At 58.4% G+C, this 24726-nt stretch carries 23 protein-coding genes; 11 read left to right on the top strand and 12 right to left on the bottom strand.

Annotation, left to right across the window (positions count from 1 at the left end; genetic code table 11):
* Nucleotides 1–63: 63 nt before the first annotated feature.
* The 8 genes from mutS to AVCG78_RS00080 all read right to left on the bottom strand — a co-directional run bounded on the left by mutS (nucleotide 64) and on the right by AVCG78_RS00080 (nucleotide 10098).
* Nucleotides 64–2715: a DNA mismatch repair protein MutS gene (gene mutS / locus AVCG78_RS00115; RefSeq protein WP_234665135.1), complete on the bottom strand. Its 2652-nt coding sequence runs from the start codon at nucleotides 2713–2715 to the stop codon at nucleotides 64–66.
* A 502-nt stretch (nucleotides 2716–3217) separates the two neighbouring features.
* Complete coding sequence (olsB, locus tag AVCG78_RS00110) at nucleotides 3218–4093, bottom strand: l-ornithine N(alpha)-acyltransferase (RefSeq protein ID WP_012654820.1); 876 nt, start codon at nucleotides 4091–4093, stop codon at nucleotides 3218–3220.
* A 153-nt stretch (nucleotides 4094–4246) separates the two neighbouring features.
* The gene (locus AVCG78_RS00105) at nucleotides 4247–5881 is read right to left on the bottom strand and encodes a hybrid sensor histidine kinase/response regulator (RefSeq protein ID WP_071202556.1); all 1635 of its coding nucleotides are present in this window, start codon (nucleotides 5879–5881) and stop codon (nucleotides 4247–4249) included.
* Nucleotides 5882–6309: 428 nt separating this feature from the next.
* Nucleotides 6310–6801 (bottom strand): signal peptidase II, encoded by a 492-nt coding sequence (lspA, locus tag AVCG78_RS00100; protein WP_012654818.1) that lies wholly within the window; start codon nucleotides 6799–6801, stop codon nucleotides 6310–6312.
* Nucleotides 6798–7682 carry a TrmH family RNA methyltransferase gene (locus AVCG78_RS00095; RefSeq protein ID WP_071203075.1) on the bottom strand — a complete coding sequence of 295 codons (885 nt, stop codon included), beginning with the start codon at nucleotides 7680–7682 and terminating at the stop codon, nucleotides 6798–6800. Before AVCG78_RS00095 ends, lspA begins: the two co-directional genes overlap by 4 nt.
* Entirely contained in the window at nucleotides 7679–8737 is a 1059-nt protein-coding gene (locus AVCG78_RS00090) for a class I SAM-dependent methyltransferase (RefSeq protein WP_081355222.1), read from the bottom strand. The genes AVCG78_RS00095 and AVCG78_RS00090 overlap by 4 nt, the downstream gene beginning before the upstream one ends.
* Nucleotides 8738–9200: 463 nt before the next feature.
* Entirely contained in the window at nucleotides 9201–9548 is a 348-nt protein-coding gene (locus AVCG78_RS00085; RefSeq protein WP_041697404.1) for a LapA family protein, read from the bottom strand.
* A gap of 238 nt (nucleotides 9549–9786) precedes the next feature.
* Entirely contained in the window at nucleotides 9787–10098 is a 312-nt protein-coding gene (locus AVCG78_RS00080; protein ID WP_012654814.1) for an integration host factor subunit beta, read from the bottom strand.
* A 466-nt stretch (nucleotides 10099–10564) separates the two neighbouring features.
* On the opposite strand from AVCG78_RS00080, the gene lptC reads away from it, so the two are divergent.
* The 6 genes from lptC (at nucleotide 10565) to ptsN (ending at nucleotide 15860) form a co-directional block, all read left to right on the top strand.
* Nucleotides 10565–11230, top strand: a complete 666-nt coding sequence (gene lptC / locus AVCG78_RS00075) for an LPS export ABC transporter periplasmic protein LptC (RefSeq protein WP_071202550.1) — start codon at nucleotides 10565–10567, stop codon at nucleotides 11228–11230.
* Nucleotides 11231–11239: 9 nt separating this feature from the next.
* The gene (locus AVCG78_RS00070; RefSeq protein ID WP_071202548.1) at nucleotides 11240–11803 is read left to right on the top strand and encodes an LptA/OstA family protein; all 564 of its coding nucleotides are present in this window, start codon (nucleotides 11240–11242) and stop codon (nucleotides 11801–11803) included.
* 29 nt (nucleotides 11804–11832) lie between these two features.
* The gene (lptB, locus tag AVCG78_RS00065; protein ID WP_087727208.1) at nucleotides 11833–12624 is read left to right on the top strand and encodes an LPS export ABC transporter ATP-binding protein; all 792 of its coding nucleotides are present in this window, start codon (nucleotides 11833–11835) and stop codon (nucleotides 12622–12624) included.
* 208 nt (nucleotides 12625–12832) lie between these two features.
* Nucleotides 12833–14422, top strand: a complete 1590-nt coding sequence (gene rpoN, locus AVCG78_RS00060) for an RNA polymerase factor sigma-54 (RefSeq protein WP_071202544.1) — start codon at nucleotides 12833–12835, stop codon at nucleotides 14420–14422.
* Nucleotides 14423–14756: 334 nt separating this feature from the next.
* Nucleotides 14757–15323 carry a ribosome hibernation-promoting factor, HPF/YfiA family gene (gene hpf / locus AVCG78_RS00055; RefSeq protein WP_071202542.1) on the top strand — a complete coding sequence of 189 codons (567 nt, stop codon included), beginning with the start codon at nucleotides 14757–14759 and terminating at the stop codon, nucleotides 15321–15323.
* A 72-nt stretch (nucleotides 15324–15395) separates the two neighbouring features.
* Nucleotides 15396–15860, top strand: coding sequence for a PTS IIA-like nitrogen regulatory protein PtsN (gene ptsN, locus AVCG78_RS00050; RefSeq protein WP_012654808.1), 465 nt, complete (start codon nucleotides 15396–15398; stop codon nucleotides 15858–15860).
* A 301-nt stretch (nucleotides 15861–16161) separates the two neighbouring features.
* On the opposite strand, the gene grpE is transcribed toward ptsN, so the two are convergent.
* A complete protein-coding gene (gene grpE / locus AVCG78_RS00045; RefSeq protein WP_071202540.1) occupies nucleotides 16162–16776 on the bottom strand; it encodes a nucleotide exchange factor GrpE in 615 nt (204 codons plus the stop codon).
* Nucleotides 16777–16875: 99 nt separating this feature from the next.
* Entirely contained in the window at nucleotides 16876–17958 is a 1083-nt protein-coding gene (hrcA, locus tag AVCG78_RS00040) for a heat-inducible transcriptional repressor HrcA (protein WP_071202808.1), read from the bottom strand.
* A gap of 287 nt (nucleotides 17959–18245) precedes the next feature.
* On the opposite strand from hrcA, the gene rph reads away from it, so the two are divergent.
* From rph to AVCG78_RS00015, 5 genes are read left to right on the top strand one after another with little or no spacing between them, the layout of a single operon-like run.
* On the top strand, nucleotides 18246–18965 hold the full coding sequence (gene rph, locus AVCG78_RS00035) for a ribonuclease PH (RefSeq protein WP_060719646.1): 720 nt from the start codon (nucleotides 18246–18248) through the stop codon (nucleotides 18963–18965).
* A 13-nt stretch (nucleotides 18966–18978) separates the two neighbouring features.
* Nucleotides 18979–19395 carry a VOC family protein gene (locus AVCG78_RS00030; protein ID WP_012654804.1) on the top strand — a complete coding sequence of 139 codons (417 nt, stop codon included), beginning with the start codon at nucleotides 18979–18981 and terminating at the stop codon, nucleotides 19393–19395.
* A gap of 9 nt (nucleotides 19396–19404) precedes the next feature.
* Nucleotides 19405–20049: an RdgB/HAM1 family non-canonical purine NTP pyrophosphatase gene (gene rdgB / locus AVCG78_RS00025; RefSeq protein ID WP_071202806.1), complete on the top strand. Its 645-nt coding sequence runs from the start codon at nucleotides 19405–19407 to the stop codon at nucleotides 20047–20049.
* Nucleotides 20050–20055: 6 nt separating this feature from the next.
* Entirely contained in the window at nucleotides 20056–21237 is a 1182-nt protein-coding gene (gene hemW, locus AVCG78_RS00020) for a radical SAM family heme chaperone HemW (protein ID WP_071202538.1), read from the top strand.
* Between the two features lie 40 nt (nucleotides 21238–21277).
* The gene (locus AVCG78_RS00015; RefSeq protein WP_071202536.1) at nucleotides 21278–22018 is read left to right on the top strand and encodes a class I SAM-dependent methyltransferase; all 741 of its coding nucleotides are present in this window, start codon (nucleotides 21278–21280) and stop codon (nucleotides 22016–22018) included.
* A gap of 19 nt (nucleotides 22019–22037) precedes the next feature.
* Here AVCG78_RS00015 and AVCG78_RS00010 read toward each other — a convergent pair whose 3' ends face one another.
* A complete protein-coding gene (locus AVCG78_RS00010) occupies nucleotides 22038–22955 on the bottom strand; it encodes a DMT family transporter (protein ID WP_234665125.1) in 918 nt (305 codons plus the stop codon).
* A gap of 196 nt (nucleotides 22956–23151) precedes the next feature.
* Nucleotides 23152–24726: a chromosomal replication initiator protein DnaA gene (dnaA, locus tag AVCG78_RS00005; protein WP_071202534.1), complete on the bottom strand. Its 1575-nt coding sequence runs from the start codon at nucleotides 24724–24726 to the stop codon at nucleotides 23152–23154.

The raw sequence follows: 24726 nt of genomic DNA, 5'->3' as shown, positions 1-24726 counted from the left end.
TGAGCCAAAACCAGAAAGCCCAGAACCAAAAAGCAATGCGATCCTGGATCACGATTTGGCCGATCAGGATTTCGCCAGAGTGGTTTTCAGATCGTAGAGCGCATCCATCGCTTGCCTTGGCGTCAAATCATCCAGATTAAGGCTGCGCAATGCCTCTTCCACCGCCGACACCTGCGTCCCTGTCCCCGTCCGGCTCTCACGCCTCTGACTGACCTGGAACAGCGGCAGGTCGTCAATCAACTGGCTGGCCGGATTTTTGCGATCGGCATCTTCGAGCTGCGACAGCACGGCGCGGGCGCGCTCCACCACCATGCCCGGCAGCCCGGCCAGTCGCGCCACCTGGATGCCGTAGGAACGGTCAGCGGCACCGGCCCCAACCTCATGCAGGAAAATCACCTCGCCATGCCATTCCTTGACTTTCATAGTGACGTTCGACAGCCGGACAAGCTTTTCAGACAGCGCCGTCAGCTCGTGAAAATGCGTGGCAAACAACGACCGGCAGCGATTGACCTCATGCAGATGCTCGACAGTCGCCCAGGCAATCGACAGGCCGTCGAATGTCGCCGTACCACGGCCGATCTCATCGAGAATGACCAGAGACCGCTCGCCCGCCTGATTAAGAATGGCCGCCGTTTCCACCATCTCGACCATGAATGTCGATCGGCCCCGCGCCAGATCGTCGGAGGCGCCGACGCGGGAAAACAGCCGATCAACAATACCGATATGCGCCGATCCGGCGGGTACGAAAGACCCCATCTGGGCGAGAATGGCGATCAGCGCATTCTGGCGCAGAAAGGTGGATTTACCGCCCATGTTCGGACCGGTCAGCATCCAGATCGCGCCGTGCTTCTGGTCTCCTACCGGTGAAAGATCGCAATTATTGGCAATGAAAGGGCTGGCCGCCTGTTTGCGCAAGGCCTGCTCGACCACCGGATGACGCCCGGCGACAATGGAAAACATCCTGCTGTCATCAACCAGGGGTCTGCAATAGCCCTGCTCCTCGGCTAGGACGGCAAGACCGGCGGCCACATCGATCACTGCTAGCGCCCGCGCCGCCTTCTTGATGGCCTCGGCCTCGGTCACCACGGCCTGACGCATTCGCTCAAACGCCGCAAGCTCGATGTCCAGCGCCTGTCCCGCCGCATTGGCAATGCGGCTTTCGAGATCAGCCAGTTCGGTCGTGGTAAAGCGCATGGCATTGGCCATCGACTGACGATGGATAAAGCGGGCCTTGGCCTCACCCTCGATCAGCGGCCCGGCATTGCCGGCGGTGACTTCGATGAAATAGCCCAACACATTGTTATGCTTGATCTTCAGCGACTTGACGCCGGTTTCCTCGGCATATTGCAATTGCAGCCCGGCGATCACCCGGCGCGACTGGTCACGCAGCGCCCGCACCTCGTCCAGCCCCTCATCGGCGCCCTCTCTCAAAAACCCGCCATCGCGCTTCAACAATGGCAGATCTTCCGCCAGTTGCGAGGCCAGCAGATTTTCGAGCGACGGCGACAGCATTTCGAGATCAGTGAGCGCCGAGGCAAGCTCATCCGGCAGGACCGCCCCCCGCAACAACCCGGCCACATCGCCTGATGTGGACAACCCATGCCGGATCGCCGCCAGATCTCTTGGCCCGCCCCGGTCCAGCGCCAGCCGCGACAGGGCACGTGGCATATCAGAGGCGCGCTTCAAAAGGTCGCGCAACCGCTCACACAGAAAACCGTCCGTCAACAGATAGGCGACCGCATCCTGCCGCTGCGCAATCGCCACCACCTCCGTCAAGGGCGACATCAGCCGTTCGGCCATCAGCCGCGCACCGCCGCCGGTTACGGTTCGGTCGATGGTATTGAGCAGGGAGCCCTGTTTCTGGCCGGAGAGGGTCTTCACCAACTCCAGGTTGGCGCGGGTGGCCGCATCAATAAACAGGGTCGAGGACGAGGATTGCCGTTCAGGCAAGCCCAGCGGCGGACGCTCGGATATCTGGGTTTTTTCCACATAGGCAATCGCCGCCGAAGCCGCAGCCATTTCCGGTCGCGAAAACCCACCGAAACCATCGAGCGTCTTGACGTTGAAATAGCGCGTGATGCGCCCTTCCGCCGAAGCGCTATCGAACAGCACCGATGGCTGCGGCACGACCACGCGGCCAAGCACATCAAAGGCCGGCTTGAGATCCGGGTCCTGCATCAGGGTTTCTGCGACGATCACTTCACGCGGATCGATGCGGAAAATATCCGCCAGCAACCGGGTAGGATTGGTTTCGGCCAGACGGAAAACGCCAGTGGAAATATCGATCCAGGCCAGCGCCAGTTCATCGCCGCTGCCGCGCACCCGTGCCAGCGCCATCAGATAATTGGTCTCCGACGGCGACAGCAGCTTTTCCTCCGTCAACGTGCCGGGCGTGACCAGACGCACCACGTCACGCTTGACCACGGATTTGGAGCCGCGCTTCTTTGCCTCAGCCGGGTCTTCCACCTGTTCGCAAACGGCGACACGGAACCCGAGCGTGATCAGCTTTTGCAGATAATCGTCAGAGGCATGCACGGGAACGCCGCACATCGGAATGTCTTGGCCCAGATGCTGACCGCGCTTGGTCAGCGTGATGCCGAGCGCTCGCGACGCCTCGACGGCATCCTCGAAAAACAGCTCATAGAAATCCCCCATCCGGTAAAACAGCAGCGAACCGGGATTGTTCGCCTTGATTTCAATATACTGTTCCATCATCGGGGTTGCCGTTGCGCGGCTTTCTTGCGACGTCAGGGCGGCGGTGTTCAGCACATCCGGTTCGGCAGCTTTGTCGATGATCACAGGTTCACGCTTTGCAAAATTGAGGGTATCGGGACACGGGGGTCGTCCAGACAACATCTAACGATGTTCAAGCCACAATGACAACCGATGCAGCGGCAAGCCACCCGCCTGCCCACAAAAAGCTGCGGTCGCACAAAGATCAACCGCACTCGCCTTTCAGAAATGGGCCTTTCAGAAATGGGCCTTCCAAAAAAGGTTCGCCTAGAAAAGGAATTGCCTTGGCAAGGCGGGTCATATCCTCGTGAAGCTCACCGCGCAGCCACCGCTTGAAGGCATCGACCTTGTCATTGCGTGTGCGCTTTCGACAACGACGAAATTCGGCAAGCCCTGCCGCAACCGTTCGCTCAGAAGAGCGCTACCGATTGCCTTGCTGTCATCGTTTTTTTGGAAATCCAGCGTCCACTTTTCCCGCTATAATCTAGCTCGCAAACCGCCCGGCATCGGCACCGTAATAATTCACGTAGCGATCGGAAATGCTGGTGATCGGCAGGACGATCAGCACATCGGTGGTGTTGAAGGCATGGTCGACCACGGCACCGGTACCGATCATCGCGCCGAGACGCAGATAACCTTTGACCAAAGGCGGCATGGCGGACAGCGCCTTGCGGGCATTGACGATTTCAGATGGCATCAGGTCCATGGGGCAGAACAGTTCCGGGCGGGCGCGAACCGCCCATTCGCCGCGGGCTTCGGCATTCTGCGCCAGAAAGGACAGAGCCAGCGCATGCTGTTCCGGCTGCACGCCTGGAAAAGAGGCGCAGCCGATCATGGCGCTCATATTGTGGCGCAGCGCGTAGGCCCAGTTTCCTTGCCAGAGCAATTCTACCGTCCGCTTGGTGCGATAATTCGGCAGGACACAGGAGCGGCCAAGCTCCATGAAGCGCTTGTCGGGATGTCGGGCGATGAGATCGTCCAGCGCAAATTCCGAGGCGGAATAGAAGCCAAAATTGGCCAGCGCCACTTCATGACGCAGCAGCCGATAGGTGCCGACGATCTGATCTTCCGGATCACCCTCGATAGCGTGGTCCAGCACCAGAAGATGATCGCAGATCTCATCGAACGCATCGATATCGCGCTTCTGCCGCATGGCATCGGGCGGCAGCATGGCATTCATCTCTTCGACGAACACCCGGTAGCGCACCGCCTGGGCCGCATCGATCTCACGTGCATTGCGGGCGAGCCTGGTTTCCAGCGTACCGATCCGGCCCAGGACATCGCCAGCAGGGCCGGACACTGCACCGGAGGAACGCTCCGTTTCAGGTGTGACTGCACGATCAAGGAGTTCGACTGTCATGGCGGTTCATCCGGCTCTGTTCAAACAAGACCTGTTAAACACGGATATGCGACAAGATGTTGACACAGGATACGCTGATTGCGATTTTTACGGCGGTTTTTCCCGTAAAATCAATGGATACTCCAAGATAATAATAGGAAATTTTCTCGGAATCTAGCCGTACAGTCTTGTACGATGTGTTTTCATCAGCGAGGCAATTTCATTCAGCAGGCGCTCGGGATTGACAGGCTTTTGCAAGACCAGATCCGCGCCGCTGGTCAGCGCCTCCGCCCGGGCGGCATCCCTGAGATCGCCGGTTAAGACCAGGATGGGGCAGCGCGGGCGACGTTTCAATTGCTCGATCATCCGCACATACCGCAACACAGAGCTGCCATCGCCGCCGGGCATGCCGAGATCGGTAATGATCAGGTCCAGTTTTACCGCCTCTTCCAAAGCCACTTCACGGCGTAGAGCATCGAAATCATTGACCACGCCGACCATATGACCGGCTTTCTGCAAGACGGCCCGCAACAGGGTTGCATTGACGAAATCATCCTCTCCGACCAGAACATTCAGCACATCCGGGACCTGTTTGCCCGGCTCCATGCCTTCACCCGGCAGCAGGACATCTCCATGGGACACATCGGCATCCCGTGTATCGACATGAGCCGCATCCACGCCACTCATCAGCCCCCGCAGCACATCGCTCAAGGTTTGCTCACGCAGCGGACGGATCAGCCAGGCATCGAAACCGGTCAGCGGCCGTACCGGGCGTTCTTCCGGATTGACCAGATAGATGCGCCGAATTTTTCCCAGACAGGACAGCCGTCTAGCGAGATTGGCATCGTAATCGGAAATGCAGCGATGATCGACGATCAGATCCGTCAGCGTCGCATCCTGCCTCTCGACCTGATCCAAAAGGTCAAGCGCCTCTTCGGTTTTCTTTGCCCAATGGCAAAACCCGCCAAGCGTACGAATGGTCATGGACGCGCCTTCAGCCGCCGGACCGTCGGGCGCCAACAGCAGAACGCTGGACCCTGACAGCAGCGACTGCCGCTGGGCAACGGTTCGATCCTGCGCAATCGCCTTGGTTGGCAAGCGGATCTCGAAGGACGTTCCCCGTCCGCGCACGGTTTCAATAATCGACAGAGAACCACCGAGCGCCATCATCAACCGCTGGGAGATGAACAGGCCAAGGCCCGTGCCGCCACTGCGCTGCACCGGATCTCCGCCTTGCGAAAATTCGACGAACAGCCGGGTGCGTTCCTCTTCTGTCATGCCAGGACCAGTGTCGCGGACCCGCACCACCAATTCGTCGCCAATGCAGCTAGCCGACACCAGCACACCACCTTCAACGGTGAATTTCACCGCATTGCCGATGACATTGAACAACACCTGCCGCAGCCGAGCGACATCGATATCGACTTCCTCGGGAACCCCGGACTGTGTCGTCGCGGCGATCTCGATACCCTTGGCATGAGCGCGTGGCGACAACATTTCGACCACGCCTTCGATCAGACGTCTGGGGGAAACACGTTGATTATGAAGTTCGAAATGGCCAGTTTCAAGGGTCGTATAATCAAGAAGGTCGGCAATCAATTGTTGCAGGGATTCGCCCGCTTGCACGATGCCGGACAGATAATTGCGCTGCTCTGGCGACAGATCGGTCCGGCCCAGCAAATGACTCATGCCGAGAATGCCGTTCAGCGGCGTGCGCATTTCATGACTGACAGTGGCAAGCAGACGGGTGCGAACCAGTTCCGCACTCGCGATGGATGGGAGGACAGGGCTCTGCGTCTTCGATAGCATCTGCGCCTACTCCGGCAACTGTCCGGCAAAGCCTTTCGGAAGAGGAGGATGAAACCCACCTTAGTTCGGTGTTTTTTTCCATCGTCCGGTATCCGGCGCGCCCACCAAGATCACGACATTTATCTGGCCACACCACCAGGTCCCTGCAAGAAACGTCAGGTACGCTATGGTGCTTCAAATCCGCTGCATAACTCTCTCATTAAACCAAGGCCGATTTGATGAATTATGCAGTAGCAAAGCCCCGTCAACGTTTTGTTACGACCGGCACACCACGTTCAATCTCGGTAAACCGACCCTCAATGCTGCGTGAAAAAACCGCTTGGGGCGAGCGGCTCACGGCATGAAGCAATTCTGTTCCATGCCATGCTACACCTTTTGGGGAAAATTTCCATCACTAGTTCGACGTGGTCGAGCGGGAAATTTCGCCTCTACCCTTTCGAGCGGCGCAGAACCAGCAGTTCTTCCAGCAGGATGAAGCCCGCCCCTATTGTAATCAGGCTATCGGCCAGGTTGAAGACCGCAAACGACCATGTCTCGGTATGAAACAAGATATAGTCCACCACATAGCCATAGGTGAATCGGTCGATGATATTACCGAAAGCGCCGGCAATGATCAGGCAATAGCCCAGATGTGCAAACTGGTGATCGCGGCTGGTCTGGCGCCAGAGCCAGGCGACAAAAGCGACGATGGCAAGCCGCATGACGACGATGACCCAGGCATCGAGATGCGAAAGCATGGAAAAGGCCACGCCGAGATTGTGGGTGCGAAACAGGCCAAGCATCGGCACAACAGGCACGAGTTCATGCATGGGCAAGCTGACCTCGACCGCATATTTGATCGCCTGGTCCAAAATCAGCAGCGAAAGGATGAACAGGATGGCCGGAACCGGGCGACAAAACAAGGCAGCGGAACGGGTCATTTGGCCTCGTCGAGGGTGAGAAGATGGCGCCGGGCTTCAAACAGCATGACGCCGGTTGCCACAGCCAGATTAAGGGAGTCGGCCAATCCGGCCTGGGGGATGCGCGCCAGCATGTCAGCCCGGCTGGCCAATTCCTCCGGCAGGCCGGATTGCTCATTGCCCATCAGCACCACCACCGGGCGGCGCTTGTAATCCACGGTACGGTAATCCACCGCGCCAGCCAGATGGGTGGCGACGACGCTGACGCCCGCCTTGCTCTTCCAGCCGAGAAAATCGGCAACAGTGGTCTTGACCAGCGGCAGCGCGAAAATCGACCCCATCGTGGCACGCACCGTCTCCATGGCGAAGGGATCGGTGCTGTCACCAATCAGTATGACGCCAGAGGCGCCCGCCGCATCGGCGGTGCGGATAATCGTGCCGAGATTGCCGGGATCGCGCACCCGGTCGAGCGCCACCCAGGTTTCCCCCTCCGTCAGGCTGACATCCTTCAGCGCCTTCCAGCGCTGGTCGAACACGCCCGCCACCATTTGCGGATTGTCCTTGCGGGTAATGGAGGCCATGACCTTTTCGCTGACCTCCAGCACCATGCCGCCATGGGCAACGGTGCGCGCCGCGATCCGTTCCACCTGCGGCTTGCCCTTGGCAGCCTTGGAATAGATCAGGTAGCGCAGGCTCCAGCCGAGTTCCACCGCATCGATCACCAGCTTCAGGCCTTCGGCCAGAAACGTTCGCGTCTCGTCACGGGTCTTTTTCTGGGAAAGCGCCTTGATATCCTTGACGATCGGGTTGGCGAGGCTGGTGACTTCCTTCACCTGCCCGACCTTGCCCCCTGCCCCCTTATCGGCGAAGCTGGAGGCGCCGCCCTTGAAACCATTACTCATTTTGGAACCCATCTGCTGAACAGCGATGTGGACAAGGCCCGACCAGGTGTCTTGCCATCCAGACCTGCCTCGCGCAGGACCAGTTCGCCGGACTCGACCAGACCGCCCTTGCCGCGCATGGTCTCGCGCATCAATTCATGGATAGCGTAGAAACTGGCGCGGATCGAATAGGCCGTCAGCACCAGGCCTTCGGCCTTGGGCGACAGGATTTCCCGGCACAGCGACAGCATCAGCGGCAAATGCTCGAACAGATGCCAGACCTCGCCATTCGGACCTCGGCCAAATTTTGGCGGGTCGGTGAGAATAATGTCATACTGGCTGCCGCGCCGCTCTTCCCGCTGGATAAACTTCATTGCGTCATCGCAGATCCAGCGGATCGGAGCGCGGTCGAGGCGGCTGAGCGTCTGGTTTTCCCGCGCCCAACCGATTGCCTTCTTCGATGCATCCACATGGGTGACTTCGGCACCCGCCGCCGCCGCAACCAGTGAAGCCACGCCGGTATAGCCGAAAAGATTGAGCACTCTCAATGGCCGCTCTGCGTTCGCGATCTTTGCTTTCTCAACCCGGTCTTTCATCCAGGTCCAATGGGCGATCTGCTCGGGAAAGACGCCGACATGGCGAAAGGACGTGAAGCGCCCGAGAAAATCGACGCCCAGCAGCGATAATGGCCAGGTTTCGCCCAGCGCCTCGCGGGGAAAGCGCCAGCGGCCCATGCCATCCTCGTCGGTATCACCGGAAAACACCGCATCGGCTTTTTCCCAGACATGCGGAGCAAGGCCCGGCGGCCAGAGAGCCTGTGCTTCGGGACGCACGATCCGATAGGGGCCGTATTGTTCGAGTTTCAGACCATGACCACTGTCGATCAGGTGAAAATCGCCAGCCCCCATCGATTCCAGAATGAGCGGCAGGTTCTCGCGGGGCATCGGGCCTGGGCGAAGCGCCAATGGCGCATTGGCGGGTGTTGCCGAATCCTGCACAGGATCTTTTTCCATGCGGGGCGATGGTGCGGAAACCCTTGCCGTTTCCCTAGCATCTGCGCCTGTCTGGCTGCGCACCGGCTTTTGCCCGGTACCACGATAAGGGCTTCCCCCATTGCGATCGGGCTGAGACTTGGCTGGGAGAGATGCGGCGGGGCGAGAGGAGGAACGCCCCTTGCCGGCGGACGCCGTGCCGGGAGCGCTCTTGCTGGGTGGTCGGCGAGATTTGTCTTTCACAATCGGCTCGGCTTTCCGATGACAGCGCCCTGAACCCACGACGAGCTTACAATTGCACGCCCGGTTCTATGGTAACGCTTCATAACGACGGCATGGTCTCCTGGCCGTCTCCGGTTCAGGCGTGGTATTGGCTATAGTCATAATTCCTCACATCGGGTCCGATCTAAGGAATTATGCGGTAGGTTGCCCGCGCAAATTATGCTCGAAATCGAAAACATAAATCCTGCGTGGCCAAGGCAGCGGGCCTTTATCATTCAAAAGCCGCGGAGAAAAGGGTAGCGAGCAGCTTAAGTTCCGGCAACGGTCAAGGCGATGGCAACTGGCTCACGTGACCGGATGCCGCGATCTGCTCGGCTCGCTTCTTCTGTTGATCGGCCTCGCCACGCCATTTTACCGCAGCACGCGCCTCATGCCGGGCGCGCTTGCGGTGCTTGCCCTGGGTCAGCCAAGTGGCAAAACTGCCTGCCAAGGCGCCAAGCAAAAAAGTGATCAGCAGGAAGACGAAGAAGGGCGCGCCTGCCGACAGCATCTGATCATCAGGGCGGAATGGATTGAGCGCCAGCGTTACCCATTGCCGATTGGCGACACACAGCACGATCAGCACCACTGCCAGCGGCACCAGAATGACGATATTGAAAATCTTTTTGACCACCATCACGCATCTCCTGCCGGATCTTGCCGCAGCCGGGTTTTAAACGTTGCCGATTACTGTCATCACGACAAAAAACCGACAATCCTGCAACTCACAGTCCAACGGCCTCTTCACCACGAATTGCGTCATCATATGGAAAGGGGCCGGACTCATGCAAGGCCGACCCGGATAATTCACCCGATATCATTTGCAGGGTCACGACACGCCGGAATGCAACACCGAACGGCTGAAGATCCGATCAGTCGGCGTCGCCGTCATCCTCGTCATCCATGCCGGGATTGAGGCGCTCGCGCAACTCTTTGCCGGTCTTGAAAAACGGCACCCATTTTTCCTCGACGAAAACCGTATCCCCCGTGCGGGGATTGCGTCCGGTCCGCGACGGGCGGTTTTTCACCGAAAAAGCGCCGAAACCACGCAATTCGACACGATTGCCGGACGCGAGCGCATCGGTGATTTCATCCAGAACGGCGTTGACGATGTTTTCCACGTCGCGGTGATAAAGATGCGGATTGCGGGCCGCAACGATTTGCACCAGCTCGGATTTGATCACGTTAACCCCCTGTTCGGTCTAGACAGTTCACTGAAAATCAGTTCGCGGGCCCCAGCCCGCCGTAAAAGCGGCAGAGCAATGACCGCCAGCTTGTTCGGGGTGTAAAACACCATAAAAAATTGGATTAATCAATCGCTTAAGCCCACATGTCGCTGACGATTTCATATCCCCGGCTCAATGGGGGCCAATTCGGACTGCAAAATCGGCAAACACAACCGAAAAATGACGACCCTCCTATCATCCGGCATGCACGATACAGATCTTCGCAAACAGACTGCTGCGGGTCGCAGCGTTGGCAAAGACGATGGATAGCGCCACTCTCCAACAAAAGCCGCCAGCAGAAAGCTTGTAACAGACTTGAAAAAATCCATATTTCCAGCCAGTAACTGTCTTGAATGGTAGCTGGAAGCGGTTCACCCGGCAAACGGGTAACAAAATAACCGATCGGCTCTACGGATTATCGAGCATGCTCAAGCGTTTAGATAAAGGTGCCCTAGAGCCGCGCCCCCCTTCCCCCGATACCTCCTATCGCAAGGCGGTCGGCCACTCGCATCGCGTCAGGCGGCTGCGCATCGCCTTGCCGGCTTTGGCCGTCGTGCTCTCGCTCGGCTTTATTGCCGTCTCCGTCGTCAGGGCCTATCTGCCTGACAATATCAAGATCGAGGGCGCCAAGATCGAGGATGGCAAGGTGGTCATGGCCAAGCCGGCCATCTCCGGACGCAATTCCAATGGTGCGCCCTATTCGATGAATGCCGTGCGGGCGCTGCAAGATATCAAGAACCCCAACCTCATCACGCTGGAAACGATTACAGCGACCATGCCGGTCAATGATGACACCTCCGCCGATATCAAGGCACAAAGGGGCACCTATGACCGCTCTTCCGACAAGATGGTGCTGGACAGACCCTTCACGATCCATCTCTCCAGCGGTGTGGACGCAGAGTTTCAATCCGCCGATCTTGACGTGAAAGCGGGAAAGCTTAAGACAAATCAACCGGTCTCCATCAAGACGAAAGAGTCATCAATCGTTGCACAGTCGATGGATATGACCGATAAGGGACAGACAATCACGCTGACGGGCGCGGTCCGATTGAATATCGCACCGACCGCCCTTCAGAAACCGGGCAACTGAGAACAGATCATGACGCACAGCCACCGTCGCCTTTCCTTCCGCGTTGCTTGCGCCACGCTGACCGCAGGCCTTGTCGCGACCGCAGCCGCAACCGGCGCGTTTGCCCAGTCCGCTACCAGCAACATGAACAGTCTGAAACTGTCCGGCGACAAGCCGATCCAGATCGAAAGCGATGCATTGGAAGTGCATCAGCAAGAGAACAAAGCCAACTTCAACGGCAATGTGAAGGTGGTTCAGGGCACCACCACGATGCGTTCCGGCACGATGGTGGTGAAATACAAGGGCCAGGGCGCGGCTGTGACCAGCGGCGACGCCAAGATCGACACGATCGATGTGGCCGATAACGTCGTTCTCAATACCGAAACCCAGCAGGCCACGGCCGACAAGGGCCATTTCGACATGAACACCCAGATCTTTACGCTGGATGGCGACAAGGTCGTGCTGTCGGAAGGCGGCAATGTGTTCGTCGGCTGCAAGCTCACCGTCCATATGACGACGGGCGAAGCCAAGCTCGACAGTTGTGGTAAGCGCGTGCAAATCCAGCTGGATCCCAAGTCCAAGCAGAAACCCTGATTGCGAACGCAGACGTGAAAGTTCCCGGTTTGACATCCAAGCAACAGGACGCGAATGCCGCCGCGCCATCAGACGCAGCACGCGAGAAGAACAGGTACGAAGGTACGCTGATCGCCCATGGGCTGACGAAAACCTATAATACCCGCCGCGTGGTCAATGGGGCTTCGCTCGTCGTGCGCAGGGGTGAGGCTGTCGGCCTTCTCGGGCCAAATGGCGCAGGCAAGACCACCTGTTTCTACATGATCACCGGCCTCGTGCCGGTGGATATGGGCACGATCGCCATTAACGGCAATGACGTGACCTCGATGCCGATGTACCGCCGCTCCAGGCTGGGCGTCGGCTATCTACCGCAGGAAGCCTCGATTTTCCGGGGCCTGTCGGTCGAGGACAATATCCGCGCCGTTCTGGAACTGCACGAGAGCGACAAGACCAAGCGCGAGCAGAAGCTGAACGAACTGCTTGCCGAATTCAACATCGAGAAACTGCGCAAGGCGGCAGCCGTCTCCTTGTCGGGCGGCGAACGGCGGCGCCTGGAAATCGCCCGGGCGCTGGCAACCGATCCGACCTTCATGCTTCTGGATGAGCCTTTCGCCGGTGTCGACCCGATTTCCGTGTCTGATATCCAGAACCTCGTGCGGCATCTGACGGCACGCGGGATCGGTGTGCTGATCACCGATCATAACGTTCGAGAAACGCTCGGACTGATCGACCGTGCCTATATCATCCACGCCGGTGAAGTGCTGACGCACGGGCGGGCCGACGACATCGTCAACAATCCCGATGTACGACGCCTCTATCTTGGCGAGAAATTCAGCCTCTAATACGCGCAATTCGATGGGATGCCGTATTGAAAACGGCATCTGTGCCGCAAAGAGCCTCGCGTTTTCAGGTTATTTGCGTCGGAAGCCCCTCTGCGGCTTGACCAAACCTTATAAAAAAGCAATTTTTGGGCCACTTGGAACTTCGGAAAATCCAAAACAGGAACAAAAGGGGTCCGAGAGGGAATAGTAGGGGAGTTTTTCGTCCGCCATGGCCCTATCAGCCAATCTTTTCCTTCGCCAAAACCAGTCTCTGGTGATGACGCCGCAGCTGATGCAATCGATTCAGCTGCTCCAAATGACCCATTTCGAGCTTGTGCAATTCATTGCGCAAGAGGTCGAGAAGAATCCACTGCTTGAATTTGCGCCAAATGACGAAGGAACAGGCAGCAGCGACCCAGGCACGGATAGCGAAGCCCCACCAGCACCAGCCCCCTCCGATACATTGCAGAGTGACTGGTATGAACATGGTGGCGATGGCGATCTGAACGAGCGGCTGGACGCCAATTTCGGCACGGCCTTTTCCGATGATGGCGCCAACCCGAAGACCGATGCACCCGAAATGCTTGGCCAGTGGAAATCGATGCCCGGCGCCCAGGGAGATGGCGAGGGCTATGACCTGGATGATTTCGTGGCTGGCAAGGTTTCGTTGCGCGACCATCTCGGCCAGCAATTGCCTTTCGTACTCTCGTCCGCATCGGATCGGATGATTGCGCTGGCCCTGATCGACCAGCTGGACGAGGCCGGATATCTGCGTGCCGACCTGGATGAGGTCGCCATCCAGATGGGGGCTTCACGAGACGATATGGAACGGATTCTGGCAGCTCTTCAGACCATGGAGCCCGCCGGCCTGTTTGCGCGCAATCTTGGCGAATGCCTGGCCATTCAACTGCGCCAGCGCGACCGGCTGGACCCGGCCATGGCAGCCCTGATCGGCAATCTGGATTATCTGGCAAAGCGTGACTTTGCGAGCCTGAAGCGGTTATGCGGCGTGGATGAGGAAGACCTGCTCGACATGCTGGCCGAAATCCGCAAGCTTAATCCCAAGCCCGGCGCCGGTTTCGAAACCGATGCACTGGAAACAGTTGTGCCCGATATTCTGGTGGCGCCCTCGCTCGAAGGTGGCTGGCTGGTGGAATTGAATGCGGAAACCCTGCCGCGTGTGCTGGTCAACAATGCCTATTTCACCGAGATCCGCCGCAGCAGCTTGCGAGAAGGCGCCATGAAGACTGCCAATGGCCAAAACGGCAATGGCAAGACCGGGCAGAGCAAGGCCGAGGGTGAGCAGGCCTTTTTGACGGATTGCCTGCAAACCGCCAATTGGCTGACCCGCAGCCTCGATCAGCGCGCCAAAACCATCATGAAGGTGGCAACCGAAATCATTCGCCAGCAGGACGCCTTCCTGCGCCATGGGGTCGATCATCTGCGTCCGCTGAACCTGAAGACGGTGGCCGACGCCATCAAAATGCACGAGTCCACCGTCAGCCGCGTCACATCCAACAAATATATGCTGACACCACGTGGGCTGTTCGAGCTGAAATATTTCTTCAGCGTCTCCATCGGCTCGGCAGAAGGCGGTGACAGCCATTCAGCTGAGGCGGTTCGTCATCGTATCCGCATGTTGATTGCTCAAGAAAGCCCTGAGAATATCCTCTCAGACGACGATATTGTCGAAAGCCTGAAAAACGGCGGCGTCGAGCTTGCCCGCCGCACGGTTGCCAAATATCGCGAAGCAATGAACATCGCCTCCTCCGTCCAAAGGCGTCGGGAAAAGCGCGCCCTGGCGCGGAACCCGGGCTGAGATCAGCTCTTTGCAATAATCCTTAACAAAACATTGACATTGGCGCCCGCGCCAATTAGAGGATACCGCCAAAACACGGGAACGATTTTGGGATAGTGACATGTACAAAATCAGAGACTTAGTCTTATCCTGCGCATTTTTTTCACCCCAGTCCGCCCTTGACATGCGGGTTGTTCCAGGCCTGAACGGACAGACGCTCCGATTTGGCCCGGCCCGATAGGATAAATTGCCCCGGCATATGGCCGAGCTTTTATCTTGGACTATGGAAACGCTTGGATGCGCCCCGCGCTTGGCGTAAACTCCCCCTGCAAATCACGATAAGAAGGGAAACTCCATGAGTGTACGCGTAACCGGCAAACATATGGAAATCGGCGAATCTTTCCGGCAACGGATAGAAGTCCAGATCACTGACGCCGTAAGCAAATACTTTGACGGAGGGTATTCCAGTCAGGTCACGGTGACAAAATCAGCCTCGCGGTTTTCCGCAGACTGCGCCCTGCACCTCGATACCGGTATAAACCTGCATGCAACCGGCACTGCCGTCGATCCGCAAGTCGCCTTCGACACCGCCGCAGAGCGGATCGAAAAGCGCCTGCGGCGCTACAAGCGCAAGCTGAAGGATCACCATATCCCAACCAACAACTTCGAAATCAACTACACGGTCATGGACCCGGTTTCAGAAGAAGACGAGGATGTGCCGGAGGATTTTGCCCCGACCATCGTGGCCGAAAGCACCAAGAAGGTCAAAACCATGTCTGTCGCCACCGCCGTCATGGCGCTGGATATGACGGATGAGCCCATTGTACTGTTCCGTAGCCCTGGCAAGGACGAGCTGAACATTGTCTATCGCCGCAATGACGGTAATATTGGCTGGATCGATTCCGCCGCAATCAAGGGCTGACACGCCCTCGGAAAGCGGTGGCCGACCACCGCTTTCCCCTTCATGTGTCGGCGGGTATAAGGATTTTTCGAAATGGCCTTGGCAGATTTGCTACAGCAAGATGCGATATTGCCCGTCCTCAGGGTCAATTCCAAAAAACAACTTCTCCAGGAACTGGCTGCCAAAGCCTCGAAACTGATCGGTATTCCCGAACGGGAAATCTTCGACGTCATCCTGCAACGGGAAAAGCTCGGCTCCACCGGCGTCGGCAATGGCATTGCCATTCCCCATGGCAAGCTGACGAGCATTTCCACCATTCAAGGCGTTTTCGCCCGCCTGGAAACGCCAATCGATTTTGAAGCGCTGGACGAACAGCCCGTGGATCTGGTCTTCCTGCTTCTGGCACCCGAAGGGGCCGGTGCCGATCATTTGAAAGCCTTATCGCGCATCGCCCGCGTGCTTCGCGATCAGGACCTGGTTGCCAAGCTGCGCGCCAGCGACAGCGCCACTGCCATCTATACCTTCCTGAACCAGGACCAGGCCTCGAACGCCGCCTGACCGCTTTCCATTTAACGTATGGTATTACGCAAAAAGCGCCGCGCATCACTGCGCAGCGCTTTTTCTTTTTCCAGTAAAAAAGGTCAGGCTTTGCTCGAAAACCTGCCTACAGCGCTTCTCACCATATATGGCGCACAAAGGTTCGCTGTAGCGCTTTATATCTGCTGCATAATTTTCTCTTTAAACCGATCCCGGTTTAAAGAATTATGCAGTAGTTCAATTTGAACCAGACAGGCTATCTATTCTTTTGTTTTCGTTTGTCTTTTCAGGAAAACCGGCCACCAGTTTTCCCTGAAAAACTCTAGGCATCGGCAGACTGAGCGGCCTCTGCCTTCGGGCCACCCTTGGCAACGCCAACCATAGCCGGACGCAGCACCCGATCGCCAATGGTATAGCCGGGCTGCACGACCTGCACGACCGTATTGTTGGGAACTTGCGGATTGGGAATTTCGAACATCGCCTGATGGAAGTTCGGATCGAATTTCTGGCCTTCCGGCTCGATCTTGCGGACACCATGGCGCTCGAGCGTTGACAGCATCGCCCGTTCGGTCATCTCGACGCCTTCGATCAACGCCGTCAGGCCGGCTTGCGCCTCCTCCTTGGCTTCATCAGGGACAGCGTCGATGGCGCGGCGCAGATTGTCGGACACGGCCAGCATGTCACGGGCAAAAGCGGTTACCGCATAGGACTTGGCATCCTTGACATCGCGCTCGGTGCGGCGGCGCAGATTGTCCATTTCAGCCGCCAGACGCAGGAAGCGATCACGCAACTCCGCATTTTCAGCCTGCAGGGCTGCTGTCGGGTCATTATCCTGCCCGGCATCCTCACCGGTCGAATTGGTCTCTTCCTGTACCTGGGGTTCAATCTGCGCGTCTGCGGCAGCGTCAGGTCCGTTTTTAGCTGTTTCGTCGGTCATGACGTTCTCCGAAATACTGTTTCTCGTCCGGCCCCGATATCAGGGTTCGGCGGCAAAAAATCAAGGGTCGAGTGATGATCTCATGTGGTGTTGTAAAGGTCAGTGGCCGTTGCGGGTCATCTTGGCCATCACCTGGGCGGTATAATCCACCATCGGCACGATACGGGAATAGTTGAGCCGGGTCGGACCGATCACGCCGACGGCCCCGACAATCCGATCGTCGCCGTCGCGGTAGGGCGCAACGATCAGCGACGACCCTGACAGCGAGAACAGCTTGTTCTCCGAACCGATGAAAATTCTGACACCCGGCCCGCTTTCGGCCAGATTGAGGATCTCGATCAGACTTTCCTTACGCTCCAGATCATCAAACAGCAGCCGCAGCCGGTCCACATCCTCGACGCCGGCCAGACCTTCCAGCAGATTGGCGCGACCACGCACGATCAGCCGGGTCGGCTTGTCGCCCTCGCCGCCGGACCAGACCGCCAGCCCACGCTGCACGAGATCCTGGGAGAGAACATCCAGCTCGCTGGCCACCTGATCCTTCAACTGGACCAGCTGGCCGCGCACTTCATGCAGCGTCTGGCCGGACAGATGCGCATTGAGGAAATTGGCCGCCTCGGTCAATTGCGAGGCTGTGATGCCCGCCGGGAGTTCGATGATCCGGTTTTCGACCTGGTTAAACTCACCGACCAGCACTGCCAGCGCCTTGGTCGGCTCCAGTCGGATGAATTCGACGTGTTTCAGCACCGGATCGGATTTCGCCGCCACCACCAGGCCCGCACCACGCGACAGGCCAGACAGCATACGGCTGGCCTCGTTATAGAGCGTTTCCATCGGCTGGTCTTCCGAGGATCGCATCTGGCGCTCGATCGAGCCGCGATCTTGCTCCGACAAGCGACCGACCTGCATGAAAGCATCGACAAAAAAACGCAATCCCGTCTGGGTTGGCAAACGCCCAGCACTGATATGGGGGGAATAGATCAGGCCCAGCTCTTCCAGGTCGCTCATCACATTGCGCACTGAGGCGGGCGACAGCGACATCGGCAGAATACGCGACAGATTGCGCGATCCAAGCGGTTCACCGGATTCCAGATAGGTCTCGACGATTCGACGAAAGATCTCCCTGGATCGCTCATCCAGTGCCATTGACACATCGCCTGCGGTAATTGGGTTTTTCCCCATTTCGCTCATGTTTGCTGCTGCACCTATCCTTAATATAGCTGCTGATTGACCAATCACAACGGCTTTTGGTGAGGAAGCGCCGGTTTGAGCGGACCATACCGGCTTTTCCTTTGCAAAACCGTCAAACCACTCGTAGAAGGCAGCCAGTACGCCAAGCAGGACTGGAAATGCCCCGGACAGATTTCCGGGCCAGATCTGCCCAGAACGGCCCAGACGGGCATTGAAACGAAAATAAGCGGACAGAGGTTGGTGTGCCAGCCAGTGACTGCTCGACCGAGGAGACGGAAATGCGACCTTCAGGCAGAAAAACCGACCAGATGCGCAAGATATCGTTCGAGCGCAATTTTTCCAAACACGCCGAAGGCTCTTGTCTCGTCAAGTTTGGCGATACCCATGTCCTGTGCACGGCAAGCCTTGAAGACCGCACCCCGCCCTGGCTGCGCAACACAGGCAAGGGCTGGGTGACGGCGGAATACGGCATGTTGCCGCGCGCCACCGGCGAGCGGATGAAACGTGAAGCGTCCTCCGGCAAGCAGAGCGGCCGCACCCAGGAAATCCAGCGCCTGATTGGTCGTTCACTGCGCGCCGTGGTCGATCTGGAAGCCCTGGGCGAACGGCAGATCTCGCTTGATTGCGACGTGATCCAGGCCGATGGCGGCACCCGCACAGCCTCGATTACCGGCGCATGGATTGCCTTGCACGATTGCCTGAAATGGATGGAATCGCGCAACATCATCAAGGTGGACCGGGTGCTGAAGGATCATGTCGCGGCGATTTCCTGCGGTATTTTCGCCGCCCAGCCAGTGATCGACCTGGACTATCTGGAGGACTCTGCCGCCGAAACCGATGCCAATTTCGTCATGACCGGCACCGGCGGTATTGTCGAAATCCAGGGCACCGCCGAAGGCAAGCCTTTCAGCCAGGAAGAATTCCTGACCCTTCTCGGCCTTGCCCAGACAGGCATTGCCGAATTGGTGGACCTGCAAAAACAGGCGATTGCCGGATAAAGAGAGCATCATCATGGCCACAAGCATTGAAGGCATTCTGGAAACCTCACTGTATGTCGATGATCTCGACGCGGCAGAGCGTTTCTATGCCGGGCTGCTCGGCCTTGAGGTGATCATCAGCCAGCCGGGGCGTCATGTATTCCTGCGCTGCGGACCGGGCGTTCTGCTGCTGTTTAATGCAGCCGAAACCGTCAAGCCCGCAGAGCCCGACGCCCTGCCGGTACCAGCCCATGGTGCCGTCGGGCCAGGTCATGCCTGCTTTCGGATGGACGGTGCGGCAATGGATGGCATGGCGTCACGGCTGTTGAGCCATGGCGTCGCCATTGAGGCGGATTTTCTCTGGCCGAATGGTGCGCGTTCGATTTATTTCCGCGATCCAGCGGGCAATAGTCTGGAATGCGCCGAAGCCAGGCTTTGGCAGATTGAATAGGATCGGATGATGCGCAAACTCGAAACCAGAACCATTGTCGTCGCCAGCCACAATGCCGGCAAGATCGCTGAAATTGCCGACCTGATCGGCCCGTTTGGTTTTACGGCCAAATCGGCCAAGGAGCTTGGCTTCATCGAGCCGGACGAAACCGGCACGACATTCGAGGAAAACGCCGCCATCAAGGCGCTGGCTTCGGCGAAAGCCTCTGGCCTGCCAGCGCTGTCGGACGATTCCGGCCTGGTTGTCGATGCGCTGGATGGTGCGCCGGGCGTCTATACCGCCAATTGGGCCGAGCGCGAGGATGGCAGCCGCGATTTTGCCATGGCGATGGAAAAGGTCGAGCATGCCTTGCAGGAAAAAGGCGCGGTGACGCAGGAGAGCCGGACGGCGCGTTTTGTCAGCGTGCTGTGTCTGGGCTGGCCCGATGGCCATACCGAGTTTTTCCGGGGTGAAGTTGAAGGCGTGGTCGCCTGGCCGCCCCGCGGCACCTCCGGCTTCGGATACGATCCGATCTTCCAGCCAGAGGGGTTTTCGACCACGTTCGGCGAAATGACCTCGGAAGAAAAACACGGATGGAAGCCGGGCGACGCGCAAGCGCTGTCGCACCGGGCACGCGCTTTCAAGCTTTTCGTCGAAACCTGCCTGAACGCCTGAGGATTTATGGCCGAGCCAACGTCGCTTCTCCTTCCAGACACCGGCGAACCGGGCTTTGGCATCTATATTCACTGGCCGTTCTGCGCGGCCAAATGCCCCTATTGTGACTTCAACAGCCATGTTCGTCACCAGAAGATCGACCAGCCGCGCTTCACGCAAGCCTTCCTGAAGGAAATGGAGACGATGCGGGCCATGAGCGGCCCCAAAACCGTCACCAGCATTTTCCTTGGCGGCGGTACGCCTTCGCTGATGGACCCGGCCACGGTTGGCGCCATCCTGGATGGAGTAGCCCGTTACTGGACCATGCCACGCGGCATCGAGATCACCATGGAAGCCAATCCGACCAGTGTGGAAGCGGAACGGTTTCGCGGCTATCGGTCGGCGGGCGTCAACCGTGTGTCGCTTGGCGTGCAAGCACTCAATGATGCCGATCTGAAATTTCTCGGCCGGATGCATTCGGTCGAGGATGCGCTGAAAGCCGTCCGGCTGGCACGCGAGATTTTTCCGCGCATGTCCTTCGACCTGATCTATGCCCGTCCCAATCAGACGATTGCTGATTGGGATGCCGAGCTGAAGCTGGCAATCTCCTATGCGGTTGACCATCTGTCGCTCTATCAGCTGACCATTGAGGAAGGCACGCCATTCTTCGGCCTGCACAAGGCGGGCAAGATCATTACCCCGGATGAGGAACATGCGGCCCAACTCTACGAGGCAACGCAAGAGATTACCGAGCGCGAAGGCCTGCCCGCCTATGAGGTCTCCAATCATGCGCGGCCCGGTGCCGAGAGCCGTCACAACCTGACCTATTGGCGCTATGGCGATTATGCTGGCATTGGCCCTGGCGCCCACGGACGGCTGACCCGGGGCCATGATAAACTGGCCACAGCCACGGAAAAACACCCGGAAACCTGGCTTTCGGCGGTCGAACAGAACGGCCACGGCATGGTCATCCAGGACGCACTGGGTTCCGAAGAGCAGGCCGACGAATTGCTGCTGATGGGTCTCAGGCTACGCGAAGGCGTCGATCTCGCTCGCTGGCAGCAATTGTCCGGCCGCGATCCGGACCCGGTCCGCGAACAGTTTTTACTGGAACACGGATTTATCGAACGTCTCGGCAATTCCCGGCTGCGCTGCACCCCCAAAGGCATGCTGGTTCTGGATGCTGTCGTTGCGGATCTCGCCTGCTGAGGAACCATAAACAGACGCAAGGATAGAGGGAGAAGCGTCAATGCCCGTAGATGATGCCTTTGCACTGCATGACATGGCCATTTTCTATGACAGCTTCAACATTCATGGAGAAGACGGGGATTTTTACGAGACGTATCCAAAAACGCCCTGCCGAATTCTCGATATCGGCTGCGGCACAGGCTCGGTGACGCTCCGGCTGGCAAAACGCGGCCATCAGGTGACAGGGATCGATCCCGCACCAGGCATGTTGGCTCTAGCAAAAGCCAAAGACCAAGAGGGGTTGGTGCGCTGGATTGCCACTAATGCCTTCGATCTCAATCTCGATCGAGAGCAATTCGACCTGATCATCATGACCGGTCATGTCTTTCAGGTCTTTCTCGATGATGAAGAAACCCTCCTGGCGCTCACCAATGCCTGCCGCCATCTCGCGCCGGGTGGACGGATGATCATCGAGAGCCGCAATCCATTGTTGCGCGCCTGGGAAGGATGGACCGAAGCCAAAACCCGGAATGTGGCCCAGGTGCCTGGTATCGGTCCGGTCGAGGTTTTCTATCAGGTCGACAGGATTGAAGGGGAGCATGTCATCTTTGACGCGACCTTCACGCTGCTGGAGACAGGTGAACAGCGGATCAGTCGCAGTTGCCTGCGTTTCCCCGGTCGCGGCAAGGTCGAACAGCTGTTCAAGGCAGCCGGGTTCAAGAGCATCGAGACGCTTGGCTGGTGGGATGGCCGCAGCTTTGACCCGATCAGCCCGGAAATCATTGCCATCGCCAGCGCCTGAGGCGAGACGGGCCAAATGGTCAGGCAACTGCCCGCCGCCGCAGCCGACGCCATAGCCTGCCATCAATGGCGGCAAGTCCGAGCGCAATCAAGACCATGCCGACCAGATGGCGTGGGGCGACCTGATCTCCCAGCACCAAGGCGCCAAGCAGGATGGCACTGGGCGGAATAAGGATGGTAACCAGCATCAGGTTGGTGGCGCCAGCCGTCGACAATATCCGGAAAAACAGCACATAGCCGACAGCGGTGGACAGCAATGCCAGTCCCAGCAGAGCCGCAATGCTGTCGAGACCGGGAACGGGCAAGGTCCAAGGCGCGTCAACCATCAACATGATCGGCAGGAGCACCACCGTAGCCGCCGTCACCTGGCCCGCAGCGGGCAAAAGAGGGGCCAAGCCCATTGCCTTGAAGCGCCGCCCGAACAGGCCGGCAAAGGCATAGGAAACTGCCGCCAGCATCACGGCCAACTCGCCCCAGAGATCCGCACCGAGATGCCCGAGCACGGCGGGACCGATCATAACGGCCACACCGGCAACGCCGATCAGCACACCGGCCAGCCGGTTGGCAGTCAGCTTCTCATCGACGGTCAGAAAATGCGCTATGATCACGCCGAACAGTGGCGTCGTCGCGTTGAAAATCGCTGCCAGCCCGACCGGAATATGGGTCTGGCCCCAGACGATCAGAGTGAAGGGGATAACATTGTTGAGAAGGCCCATGCCGAGGAAGGCAAGCCAGACCTCGGCCCTGCGCGGAACCGGCTGGCCCGACAGACGGACGATGATCCACAGCGCCACAGCGGCAAGCGCCACACGGGCGGTGACGATGGTCAGCGGCGGCCAGACCTTCACCAGAATGCCTATGAACAGAAAGGAGCCACCCCATAGCACCGAAAGCACCAGCAGCATCGCCCATTCCTGGGCACCCATCTGTTTTTGCATAACCAGCCTCTCACCATGTCTGTTTATCGAAGATGGTTATTGCTCGTTTGGAGCGGGCCCGCCACCCGTTTCTTGCAGATTGACCACCCCGTCTCCTCTGTAAATCACAAGAAAACAGCGCCATTCGTCAGTGATGACGAACGGCGCTGCGATCTACAAGAAAGCATGGAGGAGGCCAAGCGAGGCGAGTATCTGATTACTCGTTGATCAAGCGACGCAGCAGCTCGATTTCCTGCGACAATTTCTGGTCGCCGGAAATCAGTTCCTCGATTTTGCGCACGGCATGCAGCACTGTGGTGTGATCGCGGCCACCGAAACGACGGCCGATTTCCGGGAAGGACCGCGGCGTCAGCGTCTTGGACAGATACATGGCGATCTGGCGCGGCTTGACGATGACCCGGGTACGGCGGTTGGACACCAATTCCTGACGCGAGACATTGTAATGGCGTGCAACAACACGCTGAATGTCTTCGATGCGAACCCGCTTCTGCTCGGCAGCACCGACCAGATGGGCCAGCAGCTCATCGACGCGCTCAATGGTCATATTGGCTTCGAACGAGCGGCGGAACAGCAGCTGGTTGAACGCACCTTCCAGATCACGGCCTGAACTGGCAACATTGCGGGCGACATGGGCGATGATCTCGGCTGGAATTTCCAGGCTCGGATCTTCTTTCTTAGCGAGCGACAGCCTTGTCTTCAGCATGTCGAGGCGCATGTCGTAATCAGGCGCCTCCATCTCGATGGCAACGCCGCCTTGCAGGCGCGAGCGAACGCGCTGATCAAGCGATTCCAGCTCCCAGGGCGCGCGGTCGGCGGCCACGACCACCTGCTTGGCGCTGTCGAGCAGCATGTTCAGCAAATGGCAGAATTCATGCTGGATGGTCTTGCCCTGCAGGAACTGCATGTCGTCGATGATCAGCAGATCAATGTTGCGCAGCGAGTCCTTCAAGGTCAGGGCATCGTTGTCGCGGATGGCGGTCGCAAAACGCCACATGAAATATTCCGCCGTCAGATAGACGACGCGCGGCGCCCGAGGGCTATGGATGGCGGCATTGGCGATCGCCTGGAGCAAATGCGTCTTGCCCAGACCGACCGACGAATGAATGAACAGCGGATTGAAGCGCACCGCGCCTGCACCAGCTTCCGCAATCGTCTTGGCGGCAGCAACGGCAACCCGGTTGGACGCGCCTTCGACGAAACCGTCGAACGTATAGCGGCTGTCGAGCGGCGAACCGAACAACGGTCCCTGTACGGGAGCGCGCTGCGGTGCTGCGGCATTGGCGATGGCAGGTGCCATCTGGCCAATGCTTTGCGGCGCGTGACGCTTCTGGGAAGACGACAGGGAAGGTTCAACGGCCCGGTCTTCGACAACCGGCGCCCGGCTATTGCGGCTGGCGCTGCGCACCAGGATTTCGATCTTCAGGATGCTGGCGTCTTCCGCCTGGAAAATCGAGGTAATCAGGTCGAGATAACGATTGTTGATCCAGGACTTCAGGAAGGTCGTCGGTACGCTGAGCCGGATAACGCTCTTCGAAGAGGAATGCAGTTTCAACCGACCAAACCAGCTGGCAAACACATCCGGGCCGACCTGAGCCCTCAGCCGGGCACTGAACCGCTCGAATAGCGCATCGTATCGAACTTCATCGCCTGCCACCGTATCGTCTACCACCGCATTTGGGCCGCCTGTCGCGTCAGGGCTAACGGCCTGATCGATCGTGCGCGCCTCGTCCCCACTGGCTGCCGCACTTGCCGTTACCATCTTCATCTGCAT

This window comes from Gillisella vitis (assembly GCF_021559775.1).
Taxonomy (GTDB): domain Bacteria; phylum Pseudomonadota; class Alphaproteobacteria; order Rhizobiales; family Rhizobiaceae; genus Allorhizobium; species Allorhizobium ampelinum.
Note: the sequence above shows the minus strand (reverse complement) of the source record. Positions and strands in the feature narration are given on the sequence as shown.

Excerpts from the sequence above, each read along its gene's own strand:
- mutS (WP_234665135.1), bottom strand. The coding sequence starts at position 2,715 with ATGATGGAACAGTATATTGAAATCAAGGCGAACAATCCCGGTTCGCTG.
- olsB (WP_012654820.1), bottom strand. The coding sequence starts at position 4,093 with ATGACAGTCGAACTCCTTGATCGTGCAGTCACACCTGAAACGGAGCGT.
- AVCG78_RS00105 (WP_071202556.1), bottom strand. The coding sequence starts at position 5,881 with ATGCTATCGAAGACGCAGAGCCCTGTCCTCCCATCCATCGCGAGTGCG.
- lspA (WP_012654818.1), bottom strand. The coding sequence starts at position 6,801 with ATGACCCGTTCCGCTGCCTTGTTTTGTCGCCCGGTTCCGGCCATCCTG.
- AVCG78_RS00095 (WP_071203075.1), bottom strand. The coding sequence starts at position 7,682 with ATGAGTAATGGTTTCAAGGGCGGCGCCTCCAGCTTCGCCGATAAGGGG.
- lptC (WP_071202550.1), top strand. The coding sequence starts at position 10,565 with ATGCTCAAGCGTTTAGATAAAGGTGCCCTAGAGCCGCGCCCCCCTTCC.
- AVCG78_RS00070 (WP_071202548.1), top strand. The coding sequence starts at position 11,240 with ATGACGCACAGCCACCGTCGCCTTTCCTTCCGCGTTGCTTGCGCCACG.
- rpoN (WP_071202544.1), top strand. The coding sequence starts at position 12,833 with ATGGCCCTATCAGCCAATCTTTTCCTTCGCCAAAACCAGTCTCTGGTG.
- hpf (WP_071202542.1), top strand. The coding sequence starts at position 14,757 with ATGAGTGTACGCGTAACCGGCAAACATATGGAAATCGGCGAATCTTTC.
- ptsN (WP_012654808.1), top strand. The coding sequence starts at position 15,396 with ATGGCCTTGGCAGATTTGCTACAGCAAGATGCGATATTGCCCGTCCTC.
- grpE (WP_071202540.1), bottom strand. The coding sequence starts at position 16,776 with ATGACCGACGAAACAGCTAAAAACGGACCTGACGCTGCCGCAGACGCG.
- hrcA (WP_071202808.1), bottom strand. The coding sequence starts at position 17,958 with ATGGGGAAAAACCCAATTACCGCAGGCGATGTGTCAATGGCACTGGAT.
- rph (WP_060719646.1), top strand. The coding sequence starts at position 18,246 with ATGCGACCTTCAGGCAGAAAAACCGACCAGATGCGCAAGATATCGTTC.
- AVCG78_RS00030 (WP_012654804.1), top strand. The coding sequence starts at position 18,979 with ATGGCCACAAGCATTGAAGGCATTCTGGAAACCTCACTGTATGTCGAT.
- rdgB (WP_071202806.1), top strand. The coding sequence starts at position 19,405 with ATGCGCAAACTCGAAACCAGAACCATTGTCGTCGCCAGCCACAATGCC.
- hemW (WP_071202538.1), top strand. The coding sequence starts at position 20,056 with ATGGCCGAGCCAACGTCGCTTCTCCTTCCAGACACCGGCGAACCGGGC.
- AVCG78_RS00015 (WP_071202536.1), top strand. The coding sequence starts at position 21,278 with ATGCCCGTAGATGATGCCTTTGCACTGCATGACATGGCCATTTTCTAT.
- AVCG78_RS00010 (WP_234665125.1), bottom strand. The coding sequence starts at position 22,955 with ATGCAAAAACAGATGGGTGCCCAGGAATGGGCGATGCTGCTGGTGCTT.
- dnaA (WP_071202534.1), bottom strand. The coding sequence starts at position 24,726 with ATGCAGATGAAGATGGTAACGGCAAGTGCGGCAGCCAGTGGGGACGAG.